The organism is Rhizobacter sp. P2_G4, assembly GCF_056403575.1.
In genome coordinates, this window is record NZ_JBFUFG010000014.1 from 38,840 (window position 1) to 63,718 (window position 24,879).

Here is a 24,879-nt window from a genome sequence, read left to right on the forward strand (position 1 = left end):
TTTCCCTCAGTTCCTGTTGCCTGTTTTGCCCGGCGGGGACACCGTGGTCGTGATGCCCTTGAGGCGCAGTGCATAGCCTTCGTTGTGGCGCAGGTCGGCGTAGACCAGCGGACGCTGGTAGCGCTCGATCACCTGCGTGACGGTGGCGACGAAACGCTCGCTGCGCGCCACCACCTCGTCATCGCTGCCCCGGCCCAGTTCGACCTCGGCCCCGCTGTCGAACTCGGCACGCCACGAACCGCGGCTGCTCAGGTCCAGCGTGTCGATATGCATCTCCAGCCGCTCGAACACCGGTACCAGCTTGCGGTACATCCCCAGCGCCTCGGCCGAGCTGCCTTCCGGCCCTTGCAGCGTGGGCAGGGCTTCGTCTTCCACGTCGCCCAGGTTGGCCTGGAACACCTCGCCCTGCTCGTTGACGAGCTGGTCGTCGCCGTCCTTGGTTGACCACAGCGCGGCCGGGCGGTGCTCTTCGAGCTTCACCGCCAGCCGGTTCGGCCACACGCGCTGCACGATGGCCTGGCGCACCCAAGGCACCGCCTCGAACGCGCGCTGGCCCTTGGCCAGGTCCAGCGTGAAGTAGTTGCCTGCGAGCTGCGGCATCGCATTGGCGCGAATCGTCGAGACGCTGTTGCGCATCACCTCGCCCTCAACCCTGACCGAGCGGATCGTGAAGGCCGGCTGGCGAATGAGCCACATCAAGGCGAGCGCCGCCATCAGCAGCGCACCCACGACGAACAGCACCGACGCCGTCATGTTGAGCAGGCGCACGTCGGCCGGCATGTCGACTGACATGGGGCTCTGGAACGTCGCCTGTGCGCGCATCGGTCAGGCTTTCCGGGCGGGCGTGTCGAGCGCTGCGCTGGCGAGCAGGTACAGGCACAGCTGCTCGTACGGCATGCCCGCGGCCGCGGCCGACTTGGGCACCAGCGAATGGGAGGTCATGCCTGGAGACGTGTTCATCTCCAGCAAGAAGGCCTTGCGATCGCTTTGGCGGATCATCAGGTCGGCCCGGCCCCAGCCCCGGCAACCGAGCGAGCGGTACGCCGCCACCACGACGCGCTGGATCTCGGCCTCTTCGGCCGCGAGCAGACCGCTCGGCACGTGGTACTGGACCACGTCGGTGAAGTACTTGTTCTGGTAGTCGTAGGCGCCTTCGGGGGCGGCGATGCGAACCACCGGCAGCGCCACTGCCGTGGGACCTTCGCCCAGCACCGGGCAGGTGACCTCTTCGCCTTCGATGAACTCTTCGCACAGCACTTCGGCGTCGTACTTCGCCGCCAGTACCACGGCCTCGGCCATGTCGGAGTAGCCCTGCACCTTGCTCACGCCGATCGACGAGCCTTCGTGCGGCGGCTTCACGATCAGCGGCAGGCCCAGGTCGTCGGGCACGGCGCGCACGTGCTCGCGGCCTTGCTGGTCGGCGGCCAGGTACACATAGCGCGGGGTCGGCAGGCCGTCGGCCAGCCACAGGCGCTTGGTCATCACCTTGTCCATCGCGATGGCCGAGGCCATCACGCCCGAGCCGGTGTATGGAATACCCAGCAGCTCGAGCGCGCCCTGCACCGTGCCGTCTTCACCATGCCGGCCGTGCAGCGCGATGAAGCAGCGGTCGAAGCCCTGCACCTTCAGTTCACCCAGTGCCTGCTGCGCCGGGTCAAAGGCGTGTGCATCCACGCCCTGCGATTGCAGAGCCTGCAACACGCCGCCGCCCGACATCAGCGAGATGTCGCGTTCGGCCGAGGTGCCGCCCATCAAGACGGCGACTTTGCCCATGCTCTTGGCGTCGATGTTCATGTGGACTCCTTCAACAGCTCTGCCACTTGCCCGGCCACCGCGCCGATGGTTCCGGCGCCCATCGCGATCACCACGTCGCCATCACGCGCCTGCTCGACGATCTCCGCGGGCATTTGCGTTATCTCGTCTACGAAGATCGGATCAACCTTGCCTGCGACGCGCAGCGCGCGCGCCAGCGAGCGGCCGTCTGCCGCGACGATCGGCGCTTCGCCGGCGGCATACACCTCGCCCAGCAGCACCGCATCGGCGGTGCCCATCACCTTGACGAAGTCTTCGAAGCAATCGCGCGTGCGGGTGTAGCGGTGCGGCTGGAAGGCAATCACCAGCCGGCGGCCCGGGAAGGCGCCTCGCGCAGCCGCGATCACCGCGGCCATCTCGACCGGGTGGTGGCCGTAGTCGTCGATCAGCGTGAACTGGCCGCCATTGCGCGCCGGCAGTTCGCCATAGCGCTGGAAGCGACGGCCCACGCCGTGGAATTCACCGAGCGCCTTCACCAGCGGCGCGTCGGGCAACTCGAGCTCCGTGGCCACGGCGACGGCCGCCAGCGCGTTCAGCACGTTGTGCTCGCCGGGCAGGTTCAGCGTGATCTCGAGGTCGGGCATGGTGATGCCGTTGCGGCGCTGCGCGGTGAAGCGCATCTGCCCGCCGACCAGCGCCTGCACGTTCACTGCCCGCACCTGGGCCTCCGGCCCGAAGCCGTAGCTGATGATCGGGCGCGAAATCATCGGGATGATGGAGCGCACGCCCGGGTCGTCACCGCACAGCACCGCCGCACCGTAGAACGGCATGCGGTGCAGGAACTCGACGAACGCGCCTTTCAGCCGCGTGAGGTCGTGGCCGTAGGTGTCCATGTGGTCGGCGTCGATGTTCGTCACCACCGACAGGATCGGCATCAGGTTCAGGAAGGACGCATCCGACTCGTCGGCCTCGACCACGATGTAGTCACCCGAACCGAGTCGCGAATTTGCGCCCGCCGCGTTGAGCCGGCCGCCGATCACGAAGGTCGGGTCGAGCCCGGCTTCGGCCAGCACGCTGGTCACGAGTGAGGTGGTCGTCGTCTTGCCGTGCGTGCCGGCGATCGCGATGCCCTGCTTCAGGCGCATCAGCTCGGCCAGCATCACCGCACGCGGAACCACCGGCACGCGTTTGGCGCGGGAGGCGATCACTTCGGGGTTGTCCGATTTCACCGCGGTGGACGTGACGACCGCCCCCGCGCCCGCGATGTGTGACGCGTCGTGACCAACGAACACCTTGATGCCCAGCGTCGCCAGGCGGCGCGAGGTCGCGCTGTCGCTCTGGTCAGAGCCCGACACCGTGTAGCCGAGGTTGTGCAGGATCTCGGCGATGCCGCTCATGCCAGCGCCGCCGATGCCGACGAAATGGATGTGCTTCACTGCGTGCTTCATGCGGCAAGCCCTTCCAGTTCGTCAGCGACATGCGCCGCGGCATGCGGCTTCGCCAGCGCGCGCGCCTTCGTTGCCATGCCCAGCAAGGCCTCACGCGTCAGGCTCTTCAGCAAATCGGCCAGGCGCTGCGGCGTCAACTCGGTCTGCGGCAGGTGAATGCCCGCGCCCTGCTTCGCCAGCCACTGCGCGTTGTCACGCTGGTGGCTGGTCGTGCTGACGACGAGCGGCACCAGCACGCTGGCCACGCCGGCAGCACACAGCTCGCTCACGGTCACCGCACCGGCGCGGCAGACGATCACGTCGCAGAACGCCAGGCGGTCGGACATGTTGTCGATGAAGGGCAGCACTTCCGCGTCGACCTTCGCCGTGGTGTAGGCGTAGCGCACCTTGTCGTGATTGGCGACGCCGGTCTGGTGGGTGAGCAGCGGGCGTTCGCTTTCCGGCAGCAAGGCCATGGCCTGCGGCATGGCTTCATTCAGCGCCGTGGCGCCCAGGCTGCCGCCGACCACCAGCACACGCAGCGGGCCGTTCCGGTTCTCAAAGCGCTCCGCCGGTGCAGGCAGCGACTCGATCTCGGCACGCACCGGGTTGCCGGTGACGATGCCGTGCTTCACCTTGTGGGCGGCTTCACCTTCGAAACCGAAAGCCACCTTGTCGGCGACAGGCAGCAAGCTGCGGTTGCTCATCAGCAGCGAGGCGTCGGCGTTGACCAGCATCAGCGGCTTGCTCAAGAGCGACGCCATCAACCCACCAGGGAAGCAGACGTAGCCGCCCATGCCGAGCACGGCACTGGCTTTTCTTTTGCGGATGATCTGCAGGCAGCTCCAGAACGCGCCGAGCAGCCGCAATCCACCCGTCAGCGTGTGCATCAGACCTTTGCCGCGCAGGCCGCTGAAGGTGATGTTGTCCATCGGGATGCCGCTTGGCGGCACGAGCCTGTTTTCCATGCCGTGCGTCGTGCCTAGCCAGCTGATGGTCCAGCCTCGTTGCTGCATTTCTTTCGCTACTGCGAGGCCTGGGATGACGTGGCCGCCTGTGCCGGCGGCCATGATGATGAGGTGTTTGGAGGTCATGCTGGGGCGCCTCCTCTTGTTGATTCTGTTTTGGCTGAGGTATCGAAGGCTTGTGCCGCTTTGCGATTTGCTTTCACACTGCGTGAGGCCGCGTCGGGATGTGCCCCCGACAGGGCAGTCCCTTTTCTTTGCTTCGCCAAAGAAAAGGAACCAAAAGAAAGGCGACCCGACGGTGACGGTCCGGCCAGGGCCGGACTGCTCTGCGGTGCTAGTGCTTTGGGGCCCGCGCCAAACTCGCTTCGTTCGCTGCGCTCACTGCACTCAGACAAACGGCGCGAAGTCAGTTGACAAAGCGCGCTGACGCGCGCGGCACCAAAGCCCTGTGCTCCTCGACGCCACCCACGGGGCCCAAGAGCAATACGGTCGTTTGCTGCGCAAACATCCCCGTCCACGCCTCGCTTCGCCTCGGCGCCAGGGCGCGCAGCGGCCCGAAGCGTCAACGAGACGATGCGCAGCGAGCCGAGCGGTGGGGTACGTTGAACAGGTGTGCCGTGGTCCGAGTCTGTCTGCCGGAGACAAGTCGCGGAAGGAAGCCCCCGAAGCGGTAAAGCAAAGTGGAAAGCGTCTTTGCTTTGGTTACTTTCATTTGACGCGACAAATGAAAGTGACCCGCCCGCCGGGGCGGAATCCCGGCGCACCCGCCGGCAGGCAGAAGAATCACCCACGCGAAGCGGGGAAGGACGCAACGTCATGCCCGACCTCCCCGCATCAACTGCCGATTCTCAATATCAATCCTCAACACAATCGCCAACGCAACCATGTTCATCAAAATCGCCGACCCACCAAAACTCATCAACGGCAAGGTCAACCCCTTGGTTGGCAAAACCCCAAGATTCACCCCCATGTTGATGAACGCCTGACCCCCCATCCAGATCCCGATCCCCTGAGCAAACAGCCCAGCAAACACGCGATCCAACGCCACCGCCTGCCGCCCGATGTGGAAGATGCGCCGCGACAGCCAGAAGAACGCGAAGATCACGCAAGCCACGCCGGCAAACCCGAGCTCCTCGCCGATCACGGCGAGCAAGAAGTCGGTGTGCGCTTCCGGCAGGTAGTGCAGCTTCTCGACGCTCGAGCCCAGGCCCTGACCGAAGATCTCGCCGCGGCCGAAGGCGATCAGCGAGTGCGATAGCTGGTAGGCCTTACCCAGGGTGTACTTCTCGTCCCACGGGTTCAGGTACGCAAAGATGCGCTCGCGCCGCCATTCGCTCAGCGTGATCATCAGCACGAAGGCGCCGACCAGCACCGCGGTGATGAGCAGGAACATGCGGCCGTTCACGCCGCCGAGGAACAAGATGCCCATCGCGATGGCGGCGATGACCATGAAGGCGCCCATGTCGGGTTCGGCCAGCAGCAGCAGGCCGACCACGGCCACGGACACCGCCATCGGCATCACGGCGCGGAAGAAGTTCTCCTTCACCTCCATCTTGCGCACCATGTAGTTGGCGGCGTAGAGCGCGATGGCGAGCTTGGCCCACTCGGACGGCTGAAAGTTGGTGAAGCCGAGCGGGATCCAGCGGCGCGCGCCGTTCACACCTTTGCCCACGTGCGGGATCAGCACCAGCACCAGCGCGATCAGTGCGCCGGCAAACAGCCACGGCGCGAACTTCTCCCACACGCTGACGGGAATCTGCACCACCACGATGGCCGCGACGAACGCCACCACGATGGACAAGGCGTGCCGCGTGAGGAAGTGCGTCGGCGAATAACGCGTGAACTTCGGGTTGTCGGGCATCGCGACCGAGGCCGAATACACCATCACCAGGCCGAGCGCGAGCAGGAACACCACCACCCAGACCAGCGGCTGGTCGAAGCCTTGCAGCTTGGTGGGCTGCGACGTGGCGCCGTTCCAGTTGCGGATGGGCACGGCGGTGCCGCCATCGCGCTTGAGCAGCGACGTGATGCGCTCTTTCAGCGCAGCGAAACCCAAGCGCTCAGCCAGTGCGGTCATGACTGCCCCTCGCCTGATGAGTACATCAGTCGATCCCCCACGGGGATGCGGATCAGCTTGGGAGCGGCCCGGCGCTCGATCCGTGCGCTCACACGACCTCCCCGCTCGCGGCGGCCAGCGCACGCACTTCGTTGACGAACACTTCTGCGCGGTGCGCGTAGTTGCGGAACATGTCGAGGCTCGCGCAGGCCGGGCTCAGCAGCACCGCATCGCCGGCATGCGCGCGCTCGAAGCACCAGCGCGTGGCCGCTTCGAGCGTGTCGTGGCGCTGCACCGGCACACCGGTGTTGCGCAGCGCCTGTTCGACGGCCTCGGCGTCGCGGCCCAGCGAGGCCACGGCGCGCACGTGGCGCTGCACCGGCATTGCGAGCGGAGAGAAGTCCTGGCCCTTGCCGTCACCACCGAGGATGACGACCAACTTGCTCGGCGCCTTGTCTTCGCCCAGGCCGTTCAGCGCAGCCACCGTGGCACCGACGTTCGTGCCCTTGCTGTCGTCGTAGGCTTCGATGCCGTTGACCAGCGCGATGAACTCCACACGGTGCGGCTCGCCGGCGTATTCGCGCAGGCCGTGCAGCATGGGTGCGAGCGGGCAGCCGACGGCCGTCGCCAGTGCCAGTGCGGCGAGTGCGTTGGCGGCGTTGTGGCGGCCGCGCACACGCAGCGCGTCCGCAGGCATCAGGCGTTGGATGTGCAGGTCTTCGGGTTCGACCACCGCGCCCTTGCGTGGCTTCTTGATGGTTTCATCAGCTTCCATCGCCCGCACCAGCCAGGCGATGCCGTTCTCGACGATCAGGCCGAAGTCGCCTGGCAGCTTTGGCGCATCGAGCCCGAAGCGCACGACACGGCGCTCGACCGGCTTGGCGAACCGCCCCTTGCCGGGGATGGGCGCAGGCACCATCTTTTCAGTCGCCGGGTCGTCGCGGTTGATCACCATCACGGCCTGCTGGCCGAAGATGCGCGCCTTGGCCGCGACATAGGCTTCCATACCGCCGTGCCAGTCCAGGTGGTCTTGCGTCACGTTGAGCACCGTGGCAGCGCTGGGCTCGAAACCCTGCACGCCATCGAGCTGGAAGCTCGACAGCTCCAGCACCCACACTTCGGGCAGGTGCTCGAACACCGGCCCGGGTGGAGGCGGCGGAATCAGGTGCGGCGGTGGGCCGCCACCGGTCGGCGTGTCGTCATCGACAACGTTCGGCGACTCGGCCGCTGCCTGCTGCACGGTTTCGTTTTCTGGCTCGCTAACGGGCTCGCTCTCCGGGCCATCAACCGACTCGTTCACGGGTTCGCTGACTGGCACGGAGGTCTCGGCAGTCGACGACATCGCCGACTCCGCGTCACTTTCCGATGGCTGAATGAGTTCAGCCGCCGTGTCTTCGGCGGCCTCGGCCACCTCGTCATCAGGCACAGGCGCGGGCGGCTCGATCACGGGCGCTTCGGGCACGACCTCAGGCACCGGCTCGGCCGCCAGCGTGTCGGCCAGCGTCTGCAGCATGGTTGGGCCGATGTTGCCGGCGACGGCCACGCGCTTGTCGGCCCGCTCAATCAGCTGCGCCGCCATCGAGGTGGTGGTGGTCTTGCCGTTGGTGCCCGTGATCGCGATCACCTTGGGCGCATAGCCGCGCTCGGCCTTCAGGTCGGCGAGTGCACGTGCGAACAGATCGAGTTCGCCCTGCACCGGCACGCCGGTCTGGCGTGCCAGGTTGATCAGCGAGGCAATGCGTTCATCGGTCGGCGACAGGCCGGGGCTCTTCAGCACGAGCTGAACGCCTTGCAAGGCGTCGTCGCCCAAGGCACCACTCAGCCGCTGCGCCGACGGCACATGCTCGCCCAGCGCAGCGTCTTGCGGCGCCTGCTCGCGCGAATCCCACACGCGCACTTGCGCACCATGGCTCGCGCACCAGCGCGCCATGGCGAGGCCGGACTCGCCGAGCCCGAGCACAAGAACGATGCTGTCTTTCAGGTGATTCATCAACGTAGCTTGAGACTTGCCAACCCCACCAGGCACAGGAGCATGGTGACGATCCAGAAGCGCACGACGACTTGCGTTTCCTTCCACCCCGACTTCTCGAAGTGGTGGTGCAGCGGCGCCATCTTCAGAATGCGCCGGCCGGTGCCGAACTTCTTCTTCGTGTACTTGAACCAGCTCACTTGCATCATCACGGACAGGGCCTCGGCCACGAAGATGCCGCCCATGATGGAGAGCACGATCTCTTGCCGCGTGATGACCGCGATGGTGCCCAGCGCCCCGCCCAGCGAAAGCGCGCCCACGTCACCCATGAACACCTGCGCCGGGTGGGTGTTGAACCAGAGGAACGCGAGGCCCGCGCCCGCCATCGCGGCGCAGAAGATCAGCAGCTCGCCGGCCCCGGGGATGTACGGGAACAGCAGGTACTTGCTGTAGACCGAGCTCCCCGTCACGTAGGCGAACACGCCCAGCGCTGAGCCCACCATCACCACCGGCATGATGGCCAGGCCATCGAGCCCGTCGGTCAGGTTGACCGCGTTGCTTGCGCCCACGATCACGAGGTAGGTGAGGAAGATGAAGCCGAACACGCCCAGCGGGTAGCTCACCGTCTTGATGAAGGGGATCATCAAGTCGGCCTTGGGCGGCAGGTCGTTCGAGAAGCCGCTTTGCACCCAGCGCAGGAAGAGTTCCAGCACACGCAGGTTCGAGGTTTCCGAGACGCTGAAGGCGAGGTACAACGCGGCGATCAGTCCGATCAGGGACTGCCAGAAGTACTTCTCGCGCGAGCGCATGCCTTCGGGATTTTTGTGCACCACCTTGCGCCAGTCGTCGACCCAGCCGATGGCGCCGAAGCCCAGCGTCACCAGCATCACGATCCAGACGAAGCGGTTGCTCCAGTCGAACCACAGCAAGGTCGAGACGCCGATGCCGATCAGGATCAGCACGCCACCCATCGTCGGCGTGCCGCTCTTGGCGATGTGTTCCTTCACGCCGTATTCGCGGATCGGCTGGCCGATCTTCAGCTCGGCCAGGCGGCGGATCACCCAGGGCCCGAAGGCGAGGCCGATCAGCAGCGAGGTCATGGCAGCCAGCACCGCGCGGAAGGTGAGGTACTGGAACACGCGCAGAAAGCCCAGTTGCTCCGGGTAGTGGTTCTGCAGCCACTGGGCGAGGCTAAGCAGCATGGGGTGTCGTTCCTTGTTGTTGTGCGTCGGTGCCGGCCAGCGCTACCGTGTCGGCTGTCGTGTCAACTCTCGTGTCGAGCAACGCAGCCACCACCTGTTCCATCTTCATGAAACGCGAACCCTTCACCAGCACCGAGGCGCAGGCGGGCGCGGCATTCAGCGCCTTCAGCAGATCGGCCACGCTGTTGAAGTGGCGCGCGCTGCCGTTGTGCTCGCCGCCGAAGGCGTCGGCCACGTAGCGGCTCAGGTTGCCTGCGGTCCACAGCGCGTCGATGCCATGCGTGCGTGCATAGGCGCCCACCTCGCGGTGGAAGGCTGGCCCCTGGTTGCCCACTTCCCCCATGTCGCCCAGCACCAGCCAGCGCGGGCCGGTGAGCGAGGCCAGCACCTCGATCGCCGCGCGGGCCGAATCAGGGTTGGCGTTGTAAGTGTCGTCCACCAGCGTGACCGGCACGCCCTGCACGCGGCCCTTCTTCAACTGCGAACGACCCTTCACCGGCTCGAAGGCCTCGAGACCGCGCACGATGGCTTCGAGCGGGCAACCCGCAGCCAGCGCGCAGGCCGTCACCGCCAACGCGTTCTTCACGTTGTGCCAGCCGGCGATGCGCAGCTGCACGGCAGCAAAGCCGGCCGGCGTGTGCAGCATCAGCGACCAGTGGTCGTGAGCCCATTCGGCGTCAGCTGTTACGTCGGCCTCGCCGCGCAAGGCGAAGGTCAGCGTCGGCCGCTGGCCGGCGAGCTGGTGCCACAGCGGAGCGAAGGCATCGTCGGCCGGAAACACCGCCACGCCGGCCGGGCCCAGCGCCTCGATCACCGTGCCGTTCTCGCGCGCCACGGCTTCCACCGTGGCCATGAACTCCTGGTGCTCGCGCTGTGCGTTGTTGACCAGTGCCACGCTGGGCGCGGTCATCGCGGCCAGTGAAGCGATCTCGCCCGGGTGGTTCATGCCGAGCTCGACCACGCCCGCGCGGTGTTCCGCCGTTTCGTCTTGCCGAAGGCGCAGCAGCGTCAGCGGCACGCCGATGTCGTTGTTGAAGTTGCCTTGCGTCGAGAAGGCGCCCTCGCCCCACCACGCCGTGAGCACCGAGGCCAGCATCTGCGTGACCGTGGTCTTGCCGTTGCTGCCGGTGACCGCGATCAGCGGCAGGTGAAAACGCGCGCGCCAGGCGGCGGCGAGCGTGCCCAGCGCCTGCTTGCTGTCTGCCACCTGCAGGCCGGGCAGGCCGGCTTCGATGAGGCCGCGCTCAGCGAGCGCCGCCACCGCTCCGGCGGCATGCGCCTGCGGCAAGAAGTCATGCGCATCGAAGCGCTCGCCGCGCAGCGCGACGAACAGGTCGCCGGGCTGCAGGCTGCGCGTGTCGGAGTGCACGCGCGCGATCGCCACGGCACCATCGCCGATCAAGGTCGAACCGGGCAGCAGCGCGTGAGCCTGGGCCAGCGTCATCATGGCTGTGGCCTCCCTGTGATGGCGAGCTGCGCTTCGAGCACGTCGGAGAACGGATGCTTGACGCCCGCGATGTCTTGCTCCGCCTCATGGCCTTTGCCGGCGATGAGGATCACGTCTTGCACCTGCGCCTGGCGCACCGCGTGCACGATGGCGGCACGGCGGTCTTCGATCACTTCGGCGCGGTCAGGGCGTGCCATGCCGGCAGCGATCTGCGTCAGGATGGCCGACGGCGATTCGTTGCGCGGGTTGTCGCTGGTCACGACCACGTGGTCGGCCTCGCGCTCGGCGATGGCACCCATCAGCGGCCGCTTGGTCGCGTCGCGATTACCACCGCAGCCGAACACGCTCCACAGCGTGCCGCCGCGCTTCTGTGCAAAGGGGCGCAGCGCCTGCAGCGCCTTCTCGAGCGCATCGGGGGTGTGGGCGTAATCGACCACCACGGCCGGGCCCTCGCCCGACGGCACGCTTTCCATGCGGCCCGGCACGGCGCTCAGCAGCGCGCAGACGCGAGCGGCGTCGGCGAGCGCGACGCCTAGCGAGCGCAAGCCACCGATCACGGCCAGCAGGTTGGAGACGTTGTAGTCGCCGATCAGGCCGCTGCGTACCACGGCCGACTCGGTGCCTTCATGCAATGCGAACGCGAGGCCACCGTCGATGTAGGCGATGTCGCTCGCCTGCAGCCGCGCGGCGCTGCGAGCGCTGTAGGTCCAGACATCGAGCCCTTTGAGCTTGGTCGTGAGCGCGAGCGCCGCACCGCGCTCGTCGTCGACGTTGATTACTGCCGAACGCAGGCCGGGCCAGGCGAACAGCTCGGCCTTGGCGTCCCAGTAGGCGTCCATGTTGCCGTGGTAATCGATGTGGTCGCGCGTGAAGTTGGTGAACAGCGCCACGGCGATGCGTGTGCCGGCCAGGCGCTTCTCGACGATGCCGATCGACGAGGCTTCGATGGCACAAGCCGCGAAGTCATCGTCGGCGAAACGGCGGAAGGCGGCCTGCAAGGTCACCGGGTCGGGCGTGGTGAGGCCGGTCGGGTGCACGGCGGCATGCGGCGACGCCGACGACGGCGGCTCGCCCACACCCAGCGTGCCGACCACGCCGCAGCGCTGGCCCAGCAGGCTCAGCGCCTGAGCCATCCACCAGGCCACCGAGGTCTTGCCGTTGGTGCCGGTGACGGCCACCACCTTCAGGCGCTGGCTCGGGTAGTTGAGGTAGGCGTCGGCCAGCTCACCGGTCGCGGCCTTCAAGCCCTGCACCGCGGCCACGCGCGTGCCGTCGAAACCGAAGGCCTCCGCGCCCCGCGCCTCGACCAAGCAGGCCGCAGCACCAGCCGCGAGGGCAGCGGGCACGAACTGGCGGCCGTCGTTGCCATAACCCGGCCACGCGATGAAGGCGTCGCCGGGCTGCACGCGGCGGCTGTCGGTGCTCAAGTGGCGCACGCCGCGGCTGCGCAGCCAGGCCACGGCGCTGCCCACGTCATGCAGAAGCGTCAGCGTGTTCGGCATCATCAGAAGCTCTCTTCCTCGGCACGCAGCTTCTGCGTGACGATCTGCTGCTTCACGTCGAGGTCGGGCTGCACACCCATCGAGCGCAGCGTCTGCTGCACCACCTCGCTGAACACCGGTGCGGCCACGTCGCCGCCGAAGTACTGGCCGTTGCTCGGCTCGTCGACCATCACCGCAACGATGATGCGCGGCTTGTCGATCGGCGCCATGCCGACGAACCACGAGCGGTACTTCTTCTCCGCGTAGCCCTTGCCTTCTTGTTTGTAGGCCGTGCCCGACTTGCCGCCCACCGAGTAGCCCATGGCCTGGGCCTTCGGCGCGGTGCCGCCTTCGAGCGTGACGAGGTGCAGCATCTCGCGCACCGATTGCGCCGTCTTGGGCGAAATCACGCGCATGCCGGCAGGCTGCACCGGCCCGGCGCCGGCAGTCTTCACCAGCGTGGTCGGGATCACTTCGCCATCGTGCGCGAACACGGTGTAGGCCCGCGCGATCTGGAACAGGCTGGCCGACAGGCCGTAGCCGTAGCTCATGGTCGCCTGCTCGATCGGACGCCACGTCTTGTAAGGCCGCAGCCGGCCGGTCACCGCACCGGGGAACGAGATCTGCGGCTTCTGGCCAAAGCCCACCTGTGTGTACAGCTCCCACATTTCGCGCGGCTGCATGGTCATCGCCATCTTGACGGTGCCCACGTTGCTCGATTTCTGGATCACCTGCGACACCGTCAGGTCACCGTGCGGGTGCGAATCGGTGATGGTCGAGCCGGTGATGGTGATGCGACCAGGTGCCGTCGGGATCACTGTGTTGGGCGTGACGCGACCGGTCTCCATCGCCCAGGCGGCGATGAAAGGCTTCATCGTCGAGCCGGGTTCGAAGGTGTCGGTCAGCGCACGGTTGCGCAGCTGAGCGCCTGTGAGGTTGCGGCGGTCGCCGGGCAGGTAGCTCGGGTAGTTGGACAGCGCCAGCACCTCGCCGGTCTGCGCGTCGAGCACCACCACGCTGCCGGCCTTGGCCTTGTGCTGAGCCACCGCGTCGCGGATGCGCTGGTAGGCGTAGAACTGCACCTTGGAGTCGATGGTGAGCTCGATGTCGCGCCCGTCAACCGGCTGCACGCTCTCGCCGATGTCTTCGACCACCTGGCCGAGCCGGTCCTTCACGACACGGCGCGTGCCGTTGCGGCCCTGCAGCTCGTTCTGGAACGCGAGTTCGATGCCTTCCTGGCCGTGCTCTTCCACATTGGTGAAGCCCACCACGTGCGCCGCCGCTTCGCCCTCGGGATAGCGGCGCTTGAATTCGCGCAGCTGGAACAGGCCCTTGATGCCGAGCGACGCGGCTTCCTTGGCCACCGGCTCGTCGACCTGGCGGCGCAGCCACACGAAGTTGGGGTTGTCGTCGAGCTTGCCGGCCAATTCGCCGGCCGTCATGCCGAGCAGGCGCGCCAGCTGGGCGCGCTGCTTCTTGTCGGCGTCGAACTCTTTCGGGATGACCCACAGCGACGGCGCCGGCACGCTGGCCGCGAGGATCAGACCGTTGCGGTCGGTGATGCGACCACGGCTGGCGGCGAGGTCGAGCGTGCGGGCGTAACGGATCTCGCCCTGCTTCAGGAAGAAGTCGTTGCCGATGATCTGCACGTAGACCGCGCGGCCGGCGAGCACGCAAAAACCCAGGCCCACCAGCCCGACCAGGAACTTGGAGCGCCACGGCGGCGTCTTCGAGGCCAGCAGCGGGCTGGTCGAGTACATGACCGCGCGCACGTTGACCGCGCCGTTCTTCGGAGCTTTCTTGGACATGTTCATCGAGCGGCTCCCGATGCGGCGGCGGCCGGCGTGTAGGTGACGTACTGCGTGACCGCCGGCGTGGCATTGCGCATCGCCAGGCGGTCGCGCGCCACGCGCTCCACGTGCAGCGGCGTGGCCTGCGACTGCTTCTCGGCCTTCAGGCGCTCGTGTTCGATGTCGAGCTGCCGCGCCTCGCTCTGCGCGCGGTCCAGCTCGGCGAACAGGCGGCGCGATTCGTACGACACACGAACAAGATAGATGCTGCTGCCGACCAGCGCCAGAAGGATCAGGAGGTTGATGCGGGTCATGCCGACACTCCCACGTCAGTCCGCTCGGCAACCCGCATCACCGCCGAACGCGAACGTGGATTCGCATCCACCTCCGCATCGCTCGGCTTCACGCGTCCCAGCGCTACCAGCCGGTTCGGCTTGGGCTCGGCAAACGGTGCCCGCCGGTCGAACACGCTCTTGCTCTCGCGAGCGATAAAGGTCTTGACGATGCGGTCTTCCAGCGAGTGGAAGCTGATCACCACCAGGCGCCCGCCCGGCAGCAGCAGGTCGAGTGCCGCACTCAGGCCTTGTTCGAGCTCCTCAAGCTCGGCGTTGACGAAAATCCGAAGAGCTTGAAATGTGCGCGTTGCAGGGTTCTGGCCCGCTTCGCGGGTCTTGACCGCGCCAGCCACGACTTCGGAAAGCTCACGGGTGGTTCGAACAGGATTCCCGCCCTCGCGCCTAGCAACAAGCGCCTTTGCAACCGATATAGCAAACCGTTCTTCCCCATAATTCTTTATCACCTCCGCGATAAGGCGCTCATCGGCGCGGGCCAGAAAATCCGCGGCGCTTTCGCCTCGGGTCGTGTCCATGCGCATGTCCAGCGGCCCGTCGAAACGGAAGCTGAAACCACGTTCGGGGTCGTCGATCTGCGGGGAAGACACGCCCAGATCGAGCAACAGCCCGTGCACCTTGTTCACGCCGAGCGAAGCCAGGGTCGGCACCATGTTCGCGAAGCTTGTGTGACGGATGGAAAAACGCGGGTCATCGACCCGCGTTGCACCTGTTGTCGCAGCCGCAACGGCTTGGAGGTCCCGGTCGATGGCCACCAGCCTTCCCGCCGGAGACAGCCTCGACAGCAGCAGGCGCGAATGGCCGCCGCGGCCGAAGGTGCCATCGACGTAGATGCCAGCGGGTGTCGTGACGAGTGCATCGACCGCCTCGTTCAGCAAGACCGTGGTGTGTTCAAACATCGCAGTGGCCGCGCTCAGAAGCTGAAATTCAGCAACGCATCGGGCATCGGTGACTTCATCACCTCGGCCTCGTGCTCGGCGTAGCGAGCGGCGTCCCACAGTTCGAGGTAGCTGCCCATGCCGAGCAGCATCACGTCACGCGTGAGGCCAGCAGCGGCGCGCAGCTCGGGCGCGATCAGTACGCGCGAAGACGCGTCTATCTCGACGTCCATCGCGTTGCCGAGGAACACGCGCTTCCAGCCGTCGGCCTGCATCGGCAGCCGGGCCAGCTGGTCGCGAAATGCCTCCCAGGTGGGACGCGGAAAGATCATCAAGGCGCCGGCAGGGTTCTTGGTCACAGTGAGCTGTGTGACGCCCATCGCGGACAGGAGTTCGCGGTGACGCGACGGCATGGCGATACGCCCCTTGCCGTCCAGCGTCAGCCCCGCAGGCCCCTGAAACACAATATTTGCCACAAAAACCCACTGAAGTGCACTTATTTGCACTGTAGCTCATGGCATGAGGCTGGGTCAACGAGAAGCAGAAAGAAAAATCAATGGAATCAAGTACTTAGCGAACGTTCTTGAAACACGTTGTTGCCTAAAAACTGCTTCAAAAATAAGGACTTGCGAGATGGTGTGAAAGCGTTGTCTGAGCTTATCCCGCGGGTTCTCACTGATTTCCCTGACGAACTGACGATGCCTTCGTTCGATAAGAAATTCGCAGTTGGCGATTCACCGAAGCGTCATGGTGCTCACGGAAACTGGCGCCGCCCACGCGACCCGGCAGCAAGGCGTCGAGCGATTTGGCAACCCGTCCCGCCATCCTTTCAGAAGACAAAACGCAGGAATCCAATGAAGTCAAACCACCTGATCGCCGCCCTGTTGCTCGCTGCGTCCCTGGCAAGCCCCGCCAGCGCAGACACGTTCGCGAAACTGAACGAAGCGCTTCCGTCCACGGTCGACGTCACCGGCACCTCCCCGGTGTTCGACTTCGATACCGATGGGGTTGCCTGCCGAGCGCCGGCATCAGCCGTGCAGGGGCCCAGAACGGCGGGCTCAACCCCTCGGGCAGCGTCACGGGTGGCTGCCGCGCCAACGGCTTCCTGGACACGTCCAACGCCCTGCATCGCCACGCCTGCATCAACAGCGGCGGCAACACGTATTGCGGCCACTTCTACGCGCTGTACTTCCTCAAGGACCAGGTCACCGCACTGGGTGGCGGCCACCGCCACGACTGGGAGCACGCTGCGGTGTGGACCACCAACGGCGTGGTCACCCATGGCGGCTACAGCGCGCACGGCGACCTCATCAACAAACCCGTGGCCGAGTTGCCGATGCAGTACGGCCACCTGAAGATCGTGTATCACAAGGACGGCGCATCGACCCACGCAATGCGCTTCGCCCAGAGCGGTGAGACCGCCGAGAACGCCTATGACCAGTTCGTCACGCCCTCCATCGTCAGCTGGTATGAGCTCAAGGGTGACGGCATCACCAACGAGGCCATGCGCAACAAGCTGAACGCCTTCGATTACGGCTCGGCCACGATCCCGCTCAGGGACAACAACTTCCTGACCAATCTGAACAAGTACAAGCCGGCGAGCTACCCCACGTTCACACAGGCCAGCCTGGAGGCGGCGCAACCTTGAGGGGCACGGCACCGTGATGGACCGAGTGGCGCGCGTCGTTCGCCGGCCGCGCGGAGGGGTCGGCTACTGCGCCTGCAGTCGCTGAAGCAAGTCCAGCGTGGGATAGCCGTCCGCGGGCAGGCCGATGCTGCGCTGGTAGCCACGCACGCCGTCTCGCGTGGCGGGGCCCATCATGCCGTCGGGGGTGCCACTCGGGAAGCCGCGCTGGTTCAAGGCCATCTGCATCGCGAGCAGCTGGCTGCGCGTGAGTGCGGGCAGATCACGCGGCCACGCGGCTTGCACACCCGGGCCACCGGCGAGGCGTTGCGCGAGCAGGCCGACCGCGAGCGCGTAGCTGTTCGAGTTGTTGTAGCGCAGGATGGCGCGAAAGTTCGGGCCGACGAGAAAAGCCGGTCCGCGCGCGCCTGCAGGAAGCAGCACCGAGGCGTCAGCCATCTCCGGCAGCGGCGCGCCATCAACGGTTTGCACGCCTTCGCTTGCCCACTGGGCGCTGGGCTGCCGCAGCTCGGCATCGGCGCGGCCGACATCGAACCCCGGCGGCAACCTGACTTCGATGCCCCAAGGCTGGTTCGCTTGCCAGCCCGAGTGCGCGAGGAAGTTCGCCGTCGAGGCCATGACGTCGGCCATGCTGTCCCAGATGTCGCGGCGGCCGTCGCCGTCGGCATCCACGGCATGGGCCAGATAGACCGAAGGCAGGAACTGCGTCTGGCCCATCGCGCCGGCCCACGAACCGATCATGCGGGCACGGGCGATGTCGCCGTTCTGCAGGATCTTCAACGCGGCGAGCAGCTGGCCGCGTGCCCATTCTTCGCGCCGACCCTCGAAGCCCAGCGTTGCCAGTGCATCGATGACCGGCACATTGCCGTAGTTGCTGCCGTAGTTGCTCTCGATGCCCCAGATCGCCACCACGACGCTCGGCGGAACGCCGTAACGCGACGCCGCGGCATCAGTTTCATTGCGAAGCTGCAGCAGCTTGTCCTGACCCTGCGTGACGCGTTGGGCCGTCACGGCGCTGTCGAGGTAGTCCCACACCGAGCGGGTGAACTCGGGCTGCGCACGGTCCAGGTCGACGATCCGTGGCAGGTAGCGGGCCTCGTCGAAAGCAGCGTGCAGCGTCTGCTCGTCGATGCCTGCGGCCAGGGCGGTGGTGCGAAAGGCCGCGACCCAGCGTTCGAAACCTTGCTGGGGTGTCACGTCGCTGGCCGCAGCTTCCGGTTGAGTGCTGGTGGCTGGTGTCGACGTGGTCGTGGGCTCCGAGAGTGCCGCAGGCGCGGAGGCGCAGCTCGACAAAGCCGCAAGCGCCAGCATCGCGGAAGCCAACCCGGCAAGGCGCAGAACTGAAAAGGTGGAATCGTGCATCCAGCTGATTTTGATCGAACGGATCGTCATCGCAGCCTTCCAACCCTTCCACTCACATCTGCGGCGGCGGCGCCGGATTGCGCGACGGGTATTCCGCGATCTGCAGCTGTGCATCCGCACCTTGAGTGCGACCGGCTCGCACCACGAGATTGATGCCGTCGGTGGCCGATGACTTGCCCCGCTCGAAGAGGTTCATGGTCGAGCGGCGCCAGGTGGAGGGCTCGTTCATCAGCTGGTCGCGATCGGCCTGCACCGCCTGGGCCATCGTGTCGTTGCCGGTGGTTTCGGCCACGTCCTTGAGCATGTAGAGCGTCTCGAAGTGGCCGGCAGCCTGCGGCATCATCGTGTCGTGGATGTTGTAGTGCGCGAAGTTGCTGCCCTGCAGCGCCTTCGCCTGTGCGACGAAACGGTCCAGGTCCTGGTGTGCGAGGTCGCGGCCCTGCGTCTGCTTCTGCTCTTCGGTCCAGCCGGCCAGCGTCTCGAGGTAACGCTGCACCCATTGCTCGCGATTGAGCTCCACCTCGGCCACCAGCGGTTGAGGCGTGTTGTAGAAGCGGTCGTGGTCGGCGTCGATCGTGCCGACGAAGTCCAGCACCGTGACCGAGAGCTTCTCGTAGTCCTGCCCGAATTCGCGTGTGCCGGAGAGGAGCATCGGTCCTTTCACGCCCGTGATTTCGGTGGACTCGGCCGGCGCTGCCGCCGGCGCGGGAGACGGTGCCGATGCCGACACAGCCGGTCCTGGAGCAGACGCTGCCTGCGATGCACGCGGGTAGTTGTTCGGGTCGCCGATGTTGGCTGTGAGGCTGGCCGATGCGCGGAACTTGTGGTGCGCGGTCGAGACCTGCTCGTTGAGCACCCGCACGCTGCCCGAGTGGTCTGCGTACAGCTGCTTCTGGCGCTCGGTAGACAGCAGCACCGATGCGTTGGGGCCGAAGGTGGTGTTGCGCTGCTCCGGGTCCGGATCGCCCACGCTGAGGCCGGCCGATGCGGACACTTCCAGCACGCTGCTCGAGGTGTCTTGCGTCATGTCGGAAATGATCAGCTTCTCGTGGCGCGCGAGCAGGGACGACACGGCGTCGCCGAAGGGCCGGCCACTCTCGTCGTGCAGGGTCTCCCACTGGGCGAGGTCGCGCACGACGGCCTTCATGTTGTCGATCATCTCCGGCAGTCGGCCTGCTTCGCGGCGGATGCGCAAGGTGGCACCTTCGACGTGCGTGCTGCTGAGCCCACCCTTCACGCCGCCGGTCAGCCGCAGCCCCAGCACGTCTTCGGCGAGCTTGAAGCTCGGCCCCGCGCTCACGCCGAGTTCACCGCCGGCCTGGCGGATCGAGCCGGCCGTGATCTGCAGACCCTGCATCGGATGGAAGATGTCGATGAACGCCTCGCGCCGCACCTGGGCGCTGGCCACGGGCGTGATGAGGGGGTGGCCCAGCGCGGGCTCCGAGATCGACATGTTCGGCAGCAGGCCGAGGCCGGCAACCGCGCCATCGGTGGCACGCAGCCGGGTGCGCAGGTCCCAGGTGTCGAGCTTGGCGGATATGTCGTCGACGAAGCGCTGCCGGCCGTCCGATGCAGGCGATTGCAACTTCTCGGCAGCGGCCAGGTGCTCCGCGGCACCAGCCGCCAACGCTGCCGTCTGCGCCTCGTTGCGCGTCGCGGGCTGCGCACGGCTCGCAGAGAACCCCTGCAGCATCGAGGCCGAGCGCTGCGCCATCGCCAACAGCGGCCCGGCCGTCGGCATGTGCACCCTCTGGCCCTGCAAGGCCTCGAGGGCGTGTGCCTGCATCTTCGCCATCTCTTCGCCCGTGGGCGTGTACGTCGCCGGGAGTTCGGGCCGTGCACGCATGAAGGCGCCGAGCGCCTGGGCCACGGCGGCTTCGGGCGAGGGCGATGCGCGCCGCGCGAAGGCCTGGTTGATGGCTTGCCCTCCGGCCTGTTCGAGCGCCTGCGCAGCGGAGTTCATGTGCTCGCGCACCTGCACTGACGGCGTGCGCACGCCGATGGAGGCACCCACCGTGTCGAGCCGCTCCAGCACGCTGGCGCGCAGCGGTGTCTTCTTGCCAAGCGGGTTGTAGGTCGGCGGGTCGAGTTCCTGCGGCCTGCGCGCCTGGCCCTGCTCGATGTCTGTGGCGGGTGCCGTGCCGAAACCCAGCATCTGCTGCACACGGCCTGTCAGGCCCAACTCGGGCGCCTGGGCACGATCGACCCACTGCGTGACCATCTTGGTCAAGCGCTTGTTGACGCGCCCGTAGTGCGAGTGCGGCGCGTTGGAGACGAAACCCATGCGCACCGCACGCAGTGCCGCCAGGTCGCGCTGGCTGGTGACTGCATCGGGGCCCGAGTCGACGCCCGCCACGGCCGCACGCTTCGCGCCTTCGAGCCACGCGCGCACCGGCTCGGATGACTCCTGCTGCAGCGCCTGGTCGGCTCGCCAGAAAGCGCGCACGTCGACGGCCTGCGGAGTCACCTCGGCAACGGTGGCCTTGTCGCGGGTCGCGAGGATCAACACTTCGGTACCGCGATGCACCCCGCTCATCCTTTGGAACAGCGCTATCGCGTCGGACTCGGTTTGAGTGCGGCCGGATGTGCCCGCTTCGTTCCCGGCGAGTTCCATCCACTTCGACGTGGGTGAAGCCATCAGCGCCTGCAGCGCGTCGGTGGCCCGGGCGGTGTCGCCACCGGTCACGTGCGCCAGCATGCGCGAGCTTGCCTCCACCATCGAGGAGCGCGACATCGCCTCTTTCAGCGGTTGGTCGGGCAAGCGGTCTGCCAGCGCCTGAAGCTGCGCGCTGAACGCAGGCAGCGGGCCGGTGGCCATGAAGCCCGGCGGGTGCGCCACCATCAGCGTCAGCAAGCGCTGCTCGCCCGCGTTCAATGCCGCGTCGTGATGCGCCTGTATCGTCAGCGCGCCTTCGGCGGCCGCCCGCACCAACGGCAACTGGCGGTTCACCTCGTCCAGGCTGGCTTGGTCGCGGGGGTGTGCGCCGGCGCGTTCGAGTTCGCCAACCGAGAAGTCCAGCCGCACGCGCGTGGCGGTGTGCATGCGTGCCGCGGCACCCAGGTTGCGCAGGCGTGAAGCCGACAAGGCCGCATCGAGTTCGGCGGCTGCGGCACGCAACTCGGTGTGCGACTGCGCGCCGGGCGAGGCGCGGTGCGCTCGCACGGCGGCATCGAAGCCGTTCTTCGCGCCATTCAGGCGCTCGGCAAAGCCGGGGTCCACAGAGGACTGAGCCACCTCGTCTGCGCGGCTGTGGTTGATGGGGTGCATGCCGCCGGGCGGCTGCGCCGCGCCCAGTGACACTTTTACGCCGCTCGTCTCACCAGTTAGGAAGCTTGACAGCGGCGCCGGGAACACTGAGGGCATCAAGCCTGACGGCGAATGCGCGGCCAAGCGGCGGCGCAACTGCGATCCGCCCGGACGATCCATGTTCGACGGCGCATCGGCGGTTGCACGCCCCGACACCTTCAGCACCTCGGCCACGTCGGGCTCGCGGCGGCTGCGAGAGCGCAAGGGGTGGTCTGCATCGCCCAGCACGGCCGGAGCCGCGGGGCGTTCAGGGTGTTCGCGCGTGCGCTCCGTGCCTGGCAGGACGAGCGTGGCGCTCAGCGGGCGTGCATTGAGCCATTCAGGCATGGTGGCGTTCTCGGTTCATGGCGCAACGGTAGAGAGCTGCCTTGAACCTGCGTCGTCGTCATGCGAAAGCGGGAGGCCGATTGCGAAGCCGTCAAGGCCCGCACCGATTGACGCCGCGCGATCGCCTGCTGGCCATCAGGCCAGCCCCGCGTCACCTGGCGAAGGGGCTCCGGCGCCGCGACGGGCGGCCCTGCGCCGCATGGTCCGCCGGGCGGAAGGTCTGCCGCCGGCTCAGCAAGGGGTCGCCATCGATGCGCTCGGCCAGGCTTTCAAGGTCGGCCTGCGTGACACCGCACGCCGCGAAGTGGTTTCGCCACCCGTCGACCACCTTGATGACACGCACGACATCGGCCGCGGCCTGTTCCGGCGTGTAGCCGAACAGCTCGCATTGCGACATGGCGTTGGAGAGCGTGGAGTCCCGCTGGTCGGTGCCGACGATGAACTCCTGGTATCCCTGGCCCGAGTTTGTGGGCAGTACGTCGTAGGCCGGCGCCAGCCGGTACCTGCCCTGCCGCGTGGGCGCCACCACCCTCAGCGCATGGTTCTTCTCATGGTCGTCGGTGTTATCGATGAGGATGTTGAACACCATGCGGCGGAAGAGCTCCTGCATGTCGAGCAGGTTCAGGTCGCCCTCCGCCACGCCGGTGCGGCGCAGCAGTTGCGCGAGGCTCGGGTAGCCGAACTCGGGCTCTCGCCCCTCGACCGTTTCGGCGCGCAACGCGGTGCCGGCCGAAATGCAGTGGAGGCGCATGGCGCCCTCGCGGTCGTACCGGCGCACCGCCAGCGCGTTCTCGCCGGCGAGCGGCACCATGCGGGTCTCGGCCACGGTGATGCCCGCTAGCTTGGCCAGCGTCATCGAGGCGTGCTCGATGAGCGGCACGTCGACAGGCTCGTTGTTGAAGAACTTGATGACCCACTGCTCGCCGCCGATGTCGATGAGCGCCTTGGGCTTGGCCCCGCCGAAGCTGCCGCCGGCCGCCAGCAGCTTGCGTTCGGTGTCGGTGACCGGCTCCTTGGCGCTGACCTTGTGGACGATCTCGCTCAGCGGCTGGGCCTGCTCCAGCCGCGGCAGCGGGCTCTTGGCGCGCGGCACGTAGGCATCGGCCGAGGTCGACACGCCGAGCGCACCGAAACGGTCATCGCCCGCGTAGAAGAGATATTCCATGATCGACAGCCGCGCCGGCTTGTCGATGTACTGGATGACGCGCTCGCCCCAGCGGTCCGGGCGCGCATCGTCCACCGCGCCGACGGCCATGTTCTTCCAGCGGGGCAGGTGCTCGATGTCGACCAGGAACAGGTCTTCGCTCAGCGGGAACCCACCGGCCAGCCACGCGCTGCCGTACCGGAGAGAGACGCCTTTGCCGGCGTCGACGAGGCGCAGCTGGCCCACGTAGCGCGGCGCGGCCGGGTCGGCCAGGAACCACAGGTACAGCTCGTCGTATTTCATTGGCCGGGTGTCCTCGATGGGTCGTCTTGCTGGCGCTTCGATGCTCTCTTCAACTTGGCTTGCGTCGTGGCGCGCGCCCGCTCCTTGCCGAGCGTTTCAGCTTGCCGCACGTCGAGCTCCAGCGCGCCACGGTCTTCCTTCGGGGAGGCCAGGGTGGCGAGCGTCGCGTCACGCCCGATCAGCCACAGCGCGGTGGCGAGAACGCCGAGACTCACGCTGGGTTCGCCTGCCTCCAGGCGCAGGAGCGTGGGCACGCTCACTCCCATGCGCTTCGCCCAGGTCTTGAGAGATTCCTTGCGCCGAAGGCGCGCCACTGCCAGGTCGGCGCCAAGCTGCTCCAGCGCGGCGACCGTCGATGGCGGCATTTGGGACAGCGCAGTTGATGCCTTTGACATAACATATAGTTTATCGAAATGCCTGTATACAGTCAACTATATGTTACTTATTCTGCGCGTACGACGCCGCCCAGGGCTAGGAAGAAGAAGTTCAGCAACCCACCTGTTTGACATTCATGCCGGACCGCCGGAACCTTTCTGGCTTACCGCCTCCCTGACGCCAGCGGGCGCTTGAAAACGCATGAAAACAAGTCCTCACCAGAAAGGCAGTCCATGAACCGAACCACACGCATCGCTCTCGCGGCCGCGCTCCTGGCCATCCTCATCGGCTTGCTCCTGTTGTGGCGCCAGAAGGCCGAGATCCTGCCGATCCTGGGAACACCGCCGGTTGCTTCGCCCACGCCCGAGGTGGCGGTGGCACCGCCATCCGCCCCAGCCGCAGAGCCTGCACCGCTGCCGGAACCCGCTCCCACTGAAACGCCACTCGCCACCGAGAGCATCGGTGATGCCCTCACAAAGCTGTTCGGCCAGAAAGCCGCGCTGTCGCTGTTGCAGCTGGATGACTTCCAGCACCGCTTCGCCGCGACGACGGACAACCTCAGCCGCCAGGGCGCCACCTCGAAGCTGTGGCCGGTGAACCCGACGCCCGGCCGCTTCACGGTGATCCAGCGCGACGGCCGCAGCTTCATCAGCCCGGACAACGAGCTGCGCTATGTGCCGCTGGTGGTGATGGCCGAACAGGTCAACATCGAACACGCGGCCGATCTCTACGTGCAACTGCTGCCGGTGCTGCAGTCGGCCTACGAACAGCTCGGCTTTCCGAACCAGCGCTTCCACACGAGGCTGATGACGACGATCGACCACCTGCTCGCCACGCCCGACGTGTCGAAGCCCATCGAAGTGCAGCTCACCGAGGTGAAAGGCTCCGTGCCGTCGACGCGCCCGTGGGTGCGCTATGAATACGTCGACCCGGCACTCGAACAGGCGAGCGCCGGCCAGAAGATCCTGCTGCGCGTCGGCGCGGTGAACCATCGGCGCCTGAAGGCGGTGCTGGTCAACTTTCGCAAGGCAGTGAACGCTCGCGTGGCCCCACGCTGAGACGCCTTCGCCCGCAGTGCAAACGCCCCGCTGGTACG

General features: G+C 66.8%; 19 protein-coding genes. 2 read left to right on the plus strand and 17 right to left on the minus strand.

Features of this window, described 5'->3' with window-relative positions; translation table 11 throughout:
• Window positions 1-6 precede the first annotated feature (6 nt).
• From AC1DYS_RS29155 to AC1DYS_RS29215, 13 genes are all read right to left on the minus strand, one after another.
• Window positions 7-792, minus strand: a complete 786-nt coding sequence (locus tag AC1DYS_RS29155; RefSeq protein ID WP_477905068.1) for a cell division protein FtsQ/DivIB — start codon at window positions 790-792, stop codon at window positions 7-9.
• A 33-nt stretch (window positions 793-825) separates the two neighbouring features.
• On the minus strand, window positions 826-1,794 hold the full coding sequence (locus AC1DYS_RS29160; RefSeq protein WP_477905070.1) for a D-alanine--D-alanine ligase: 969 nt from the start codon (window positions 1,792-1,794) through the stop codon (window positions 826-828).
• A complete protein-coding gene (gene murC, locus AC1DYS_RS29165) occupies window positions 1,791-3,200 on the minus strand; it encodes a UDP-N-acetylmuramate--L-alanine ligase (protein WP_477905072.1) in 1,410 nt (469 codons plus the stop codon). Before murC ends, AC1DYS_RS29160 begins: the two co-directional genes overlap by 4 nt.
• Complete coding sequence (gene murG / locus AC1DYS_RS29170) at window positions 3,197-4,273, minus strand: undecaprenyldiphospho-muramoylpentapeptide beta-N-acetylglucosaminyltransferase (protein WP_477905074.1); 1,077 nt, start codon at window positions 4,271-4,273, stop codon at window positions 3,197-3,199. The genes murC and murG overlap by 4 nt, the downstream gene beginning before the upstream one ends.
• Before the next feature lie 688 nt (window positions 4,274-4,961).
• Complete coding sequence (gene ftsW / locus AC1DYS_RS29175; protein ID WP_477905076.1) at window positions 4,962-6,224, minus strand: putative lipid II flippase FtsW; 1,263 nt, start codon at window positions 6,222-6,224, stop codon at window positions 4,962-4,964.
• 88 nt (window positions 6,225-6,312) lie between these two features.
• Window positions 6,313-8,193, minus strand: a complete 1,881-nt coding sequence (murD, locus tag AC1DYS_RS29180) for a UDP-N-acetylmuramoyl-L-alanine--D-glutamate ligase (protein WP_477905078.1) — start codon at window positions 8,191-8,193, stop codon at window positions 6,313-6,315.
• Entirely contained in the window at window positions 8,193-9,374 is a 1,182-nt protein-coding gene (mraY, locus tag AC1DYS_RS29185) for a phospho-N-acetylmuramoyl-pentapeptide-transferase (RefSeq protein WP_477905080.1), read from the minus strand. Before mraY ends, murD begins: the two co-directional genes overlap by 1 nt.
• The gene (locus AC1DYS_RS29190) at window positions 9,364-10,821 is read right to left on the minus strand and encodes a UDP-N-acetylmuramoyl-tripeptide--D-alanyl-D-alanine ligase (RefSeq protein WP_477905082.1); all 1,458 of its coding nucleotides are present in this window, start codon (window positions 10,819-10,821) and stop codon (window positions 9,364-9,366) included. The genes mraY and AC1DYS_RS29190 overlap by 11 nt, the downstream gene beginning before the upstream one ends.
• Window positions 10,818-12,323, minus strand: a complete 1,506-nt coding sequence (locus AC1DYS_RS29195; RefSeq protein ID WP_477905196.1) for a UDP-N-acetylmuramoyl-L-alanyl-D-glutamate--2,6-diaminopimelate ligase — start codon at window positions 12,321-12,323, stop codon at window positions 10,818-10,820. The genes AC1DYS_RS29190 and AC1DYS_RS29195 overlap by 4 nt, the downstream gene beginning before the upstream one ends.
• Window positions 12,324-12,325: 2 nt before the next feature.
• Complete coding sequence (locus tag AC1DYS_RS29200) at window positions 12,326-14,110, minus strand: peptidoglycan D,D-transpeptidase FtsI family protein (RefSeq protein WP_477905085.1); 1,785 nt, start codon at window positions 14,108-14,110, stop codon at window positions 12,326-12,328.
• A gap of 2 nt (window positions 14,111-14,112) precedes the next feature.
• A complete protein-coding gene (gene ftsL / locus AC1DYS_RS29205) occupies window positions 14,113-14,406 on the minus strand; it encodes a cell division protein FtsL (protein ID WP_477905087.1) in 294 nt (97 codons plus the stop codon).
• Entirely contained in the window at window positions 14,403-15,341 is a 939-nt protein-coding gene (gene rsmH / locus AC1DYS_RS29210; protein ID WP_477905089.1) for a 16S rRNA (cytosine(1402)-N(4))-methyltransferase RsmH, read from the minus strand. Before rsmH ends, ftsL begins: the two co-directional genes overlap by 4 nt.
• A gap of 14 nt (window positions 15,342-15,355) precedes the next feature.
• Window positions 15,356-15,796, minus strand: a complete 441-nt coding sequence (locus AC1DYS_RS29215) for a division/cell wall cluster transcriptional repressor MraZ (protein WP_082000947.1) — start codon at window positions 15,794-15,796, stop codon at window positions 15,356-15,358.
• 329 nt (window positions 15,797-16,125) lie between these two features.
• Here AC1DYS_RS29215 and AC1DYS_RS29220 point away from each other — a divergent pair, with 329 nt between their 5' ends.
• Entirely contained in the window at window positions 16,126-16,968 is an 843-nt protein-coding gene (locus AC1DYS_RS29220) for an NPP1 family protein (protein WP_477905091.1), read from the plus strand.
• Between the two features lie 63 nt (window positions 16,969-17,031).
• Here AC1DYS_RS29220 and AC1DYS_RS29225 read toward each other — a convergent pair whose 3' ends face one another.
• The 4 genes from AC1DYS_RS29225 to AC1DYS_RS29240 all read right to left on the minus strand — a co-directional run bounded on the left by AC1DYS_RS29225 (window position 17,032) and on the right by AC1DYS_RS29240 (window position 23,773).
• A complete protein-coding gene (locus AC1DYS_RS29225) occupies window positions 17,032-18,327 on the minus strand; it encodes a lytic murein transglycosylase (protein ID WP_477905093.1) in 1,296 nt (431 codons plus the stop codon).
• Window positions 18,328-18,379: 52 nt separating this feature from the next.
• Window positions 18,380-21,961, minus strand: coding sequence for a hypothetical protein (locus tag AC1DYS_RS29230; RefSeq protein WP_477905095.1), 3,582 nt, complete (start codon window positions 21,959-21,961; stop codon window positions 18,380-18,382).
• Between the two features lie 151 nt (window positions 21,962-22,112).
• Window positions 22,113-23,408, minus strand: coding sequence for a type II toxin-antitoxin system HipA family toxin (locus AC1DYS_RS29235; RefSeq protein WP_477905097.1), 1,296 nt, complete (start codon window positions 23,406-23,408; stop codon window positions 22,113-22,115).
• Entirely contained in the window at window positions 23,405-23,773 is a 369-nt protein-coding gene (locus AC1DYS_RS29240; RefSeq protein WP_477905099.1) for a helix-turn-helix domain-containing protein, read from the minus strand. Before AC1DYS_RS29240 ends, AC1DYS_RS29235 begins: the two co-directional genes overlap by 4 nt.
• Window positions 23,774-24,016: 243 nt before the next feature.
• Here AC1DYS_RS29240 and AC1DYS_RS29245 point away from each other — a divergent pair, with 243 nt between their 5' ends.
• A complete protein-coding gene (locus AC1DYS_RS29245; protein WP_477905101.1) occupies window positions 24,017-24,841 on the plus strand; it encodes a DUF3014 domain-containing protein in 825 nt (274 codons plus the stop codon).
• The last annotated feature ends 38 nt before the right edge of the window (window positions 24,842-24,879 follow it).

Coding starts and splice junctions, on each gene's coding strand:
- murG (WP_477905074.1), bottom strand. CDS start 4,273: ATGACCTCCAAACACCTCATCATCATGGCCGCCGGCACAGGCGGCCAC.
- AC1DYS_RS29230 (WP_477905095.1), bottom strand. CDS start 21,961: ATGCCTGAATGGCTCAATGCACGCCCGCTGAGCGCCACGCTCGTCCTG.
- AC1DYS_RS29200 (WP_477905085.1), bottom strand. CDS start 14,110: ATGTCCAAGAAAGCTCCGAAGAACGGCGCGGTCAACGTGCGCGCGGTC.
- AC1DYS_RS29155 (WP_477905068.1), bottom strand. CDS start 792: ATGTCAGTCGACATGCCGGCCGACGTGCGCCTGCTCAACATGACGGCG.
- ftsL (WP_477905087.1), bottom strand. CDS start 14,406: ATGACCCGCATCAACCTCCTGATCCTTCTGGCGCTGGTCGGCAGCAGC.
- AC1DYS_RS29190 (WP_477905082.1), bottom strand. CDS start 10,821: ATGATGACGCTGGCCCAGGCTCACGCGCTGCTGCCCGGTTCGACCTTG.
- AC1DYS_RS29240 (WP_477905099.1), bottom strand. CDS start 23,773: ATGCCGCCATCGACGGTCGCCGCGCTGGAGCAGCTTGGCGCCGACCTG.
- rsmH (WP_477905089.1), bottom strand. CDS start 15,341: ATGTTTGAACACACCACGGTCTTGCTGAACGAGGCGGTCGATGCACTC.
- AC1DYS_RS29245 (WP_477905101.1), top strand. CDS start 24,017: ATGAACCGAACCACACGCATCGCTCTCGCGGCCGCGCTCCTGGCCATC.
- AC1DYS_RS29195 (WP_477905196.1), bottom strand. CDS start 12,323: ATGCCGAACACGCTGACGCTTCTGCATGACGTGGGCAGCGCCGTGGCC.
- AC1DYS_RS29225 (WP_477905093.1), bottom strand. CDS start 18,327: ATGCACGATTCCACCTTTTCAGTTCTGCGCCTTGCCGGGTTGGCTTCC.
- murD (WP_477905078.1), bottom strand. CDS start 8,193: ATGAATCACCTGAAAGACAGCATCGTTCTTGTGCTCGGGCTCGGCGAG.
- AC1DYS_RS29235 (WP_477905097.1), bottom strand. CDS start 23,408: ATGAAATACGACGAGCTGTACCTGTGGTTCCTGGCCGACCCGGCCGCG.
- AC1DYS_RS29160 (WP_477905070.1), bottom strand. CDS start 1,794: ATGAACATCGACGCCAAGAGCATGGGCAAAGTCGCCGTCTTGATGGGC.
- murC (WP_477905072.1), bottom strand. CDS start 3,200: ATGAAGCACGCAGTGAAGCACATCCATTTCGTCGGCATCGGCGGCGCT.
- mraY (WP_477905080.1), bottom strand. CDS start 9,374: ATGCTGCTTAGCCTCGCCCAGTGGCTGCAGAACCACTACCCGGAGCAA.
- ftsW (WP_477905076.1), bottom strand. CDS start 6,224: ATGACCGCACTGGCTGAGCGCTTGGGTTTCGCTGCGCTGAAAGAGCGC.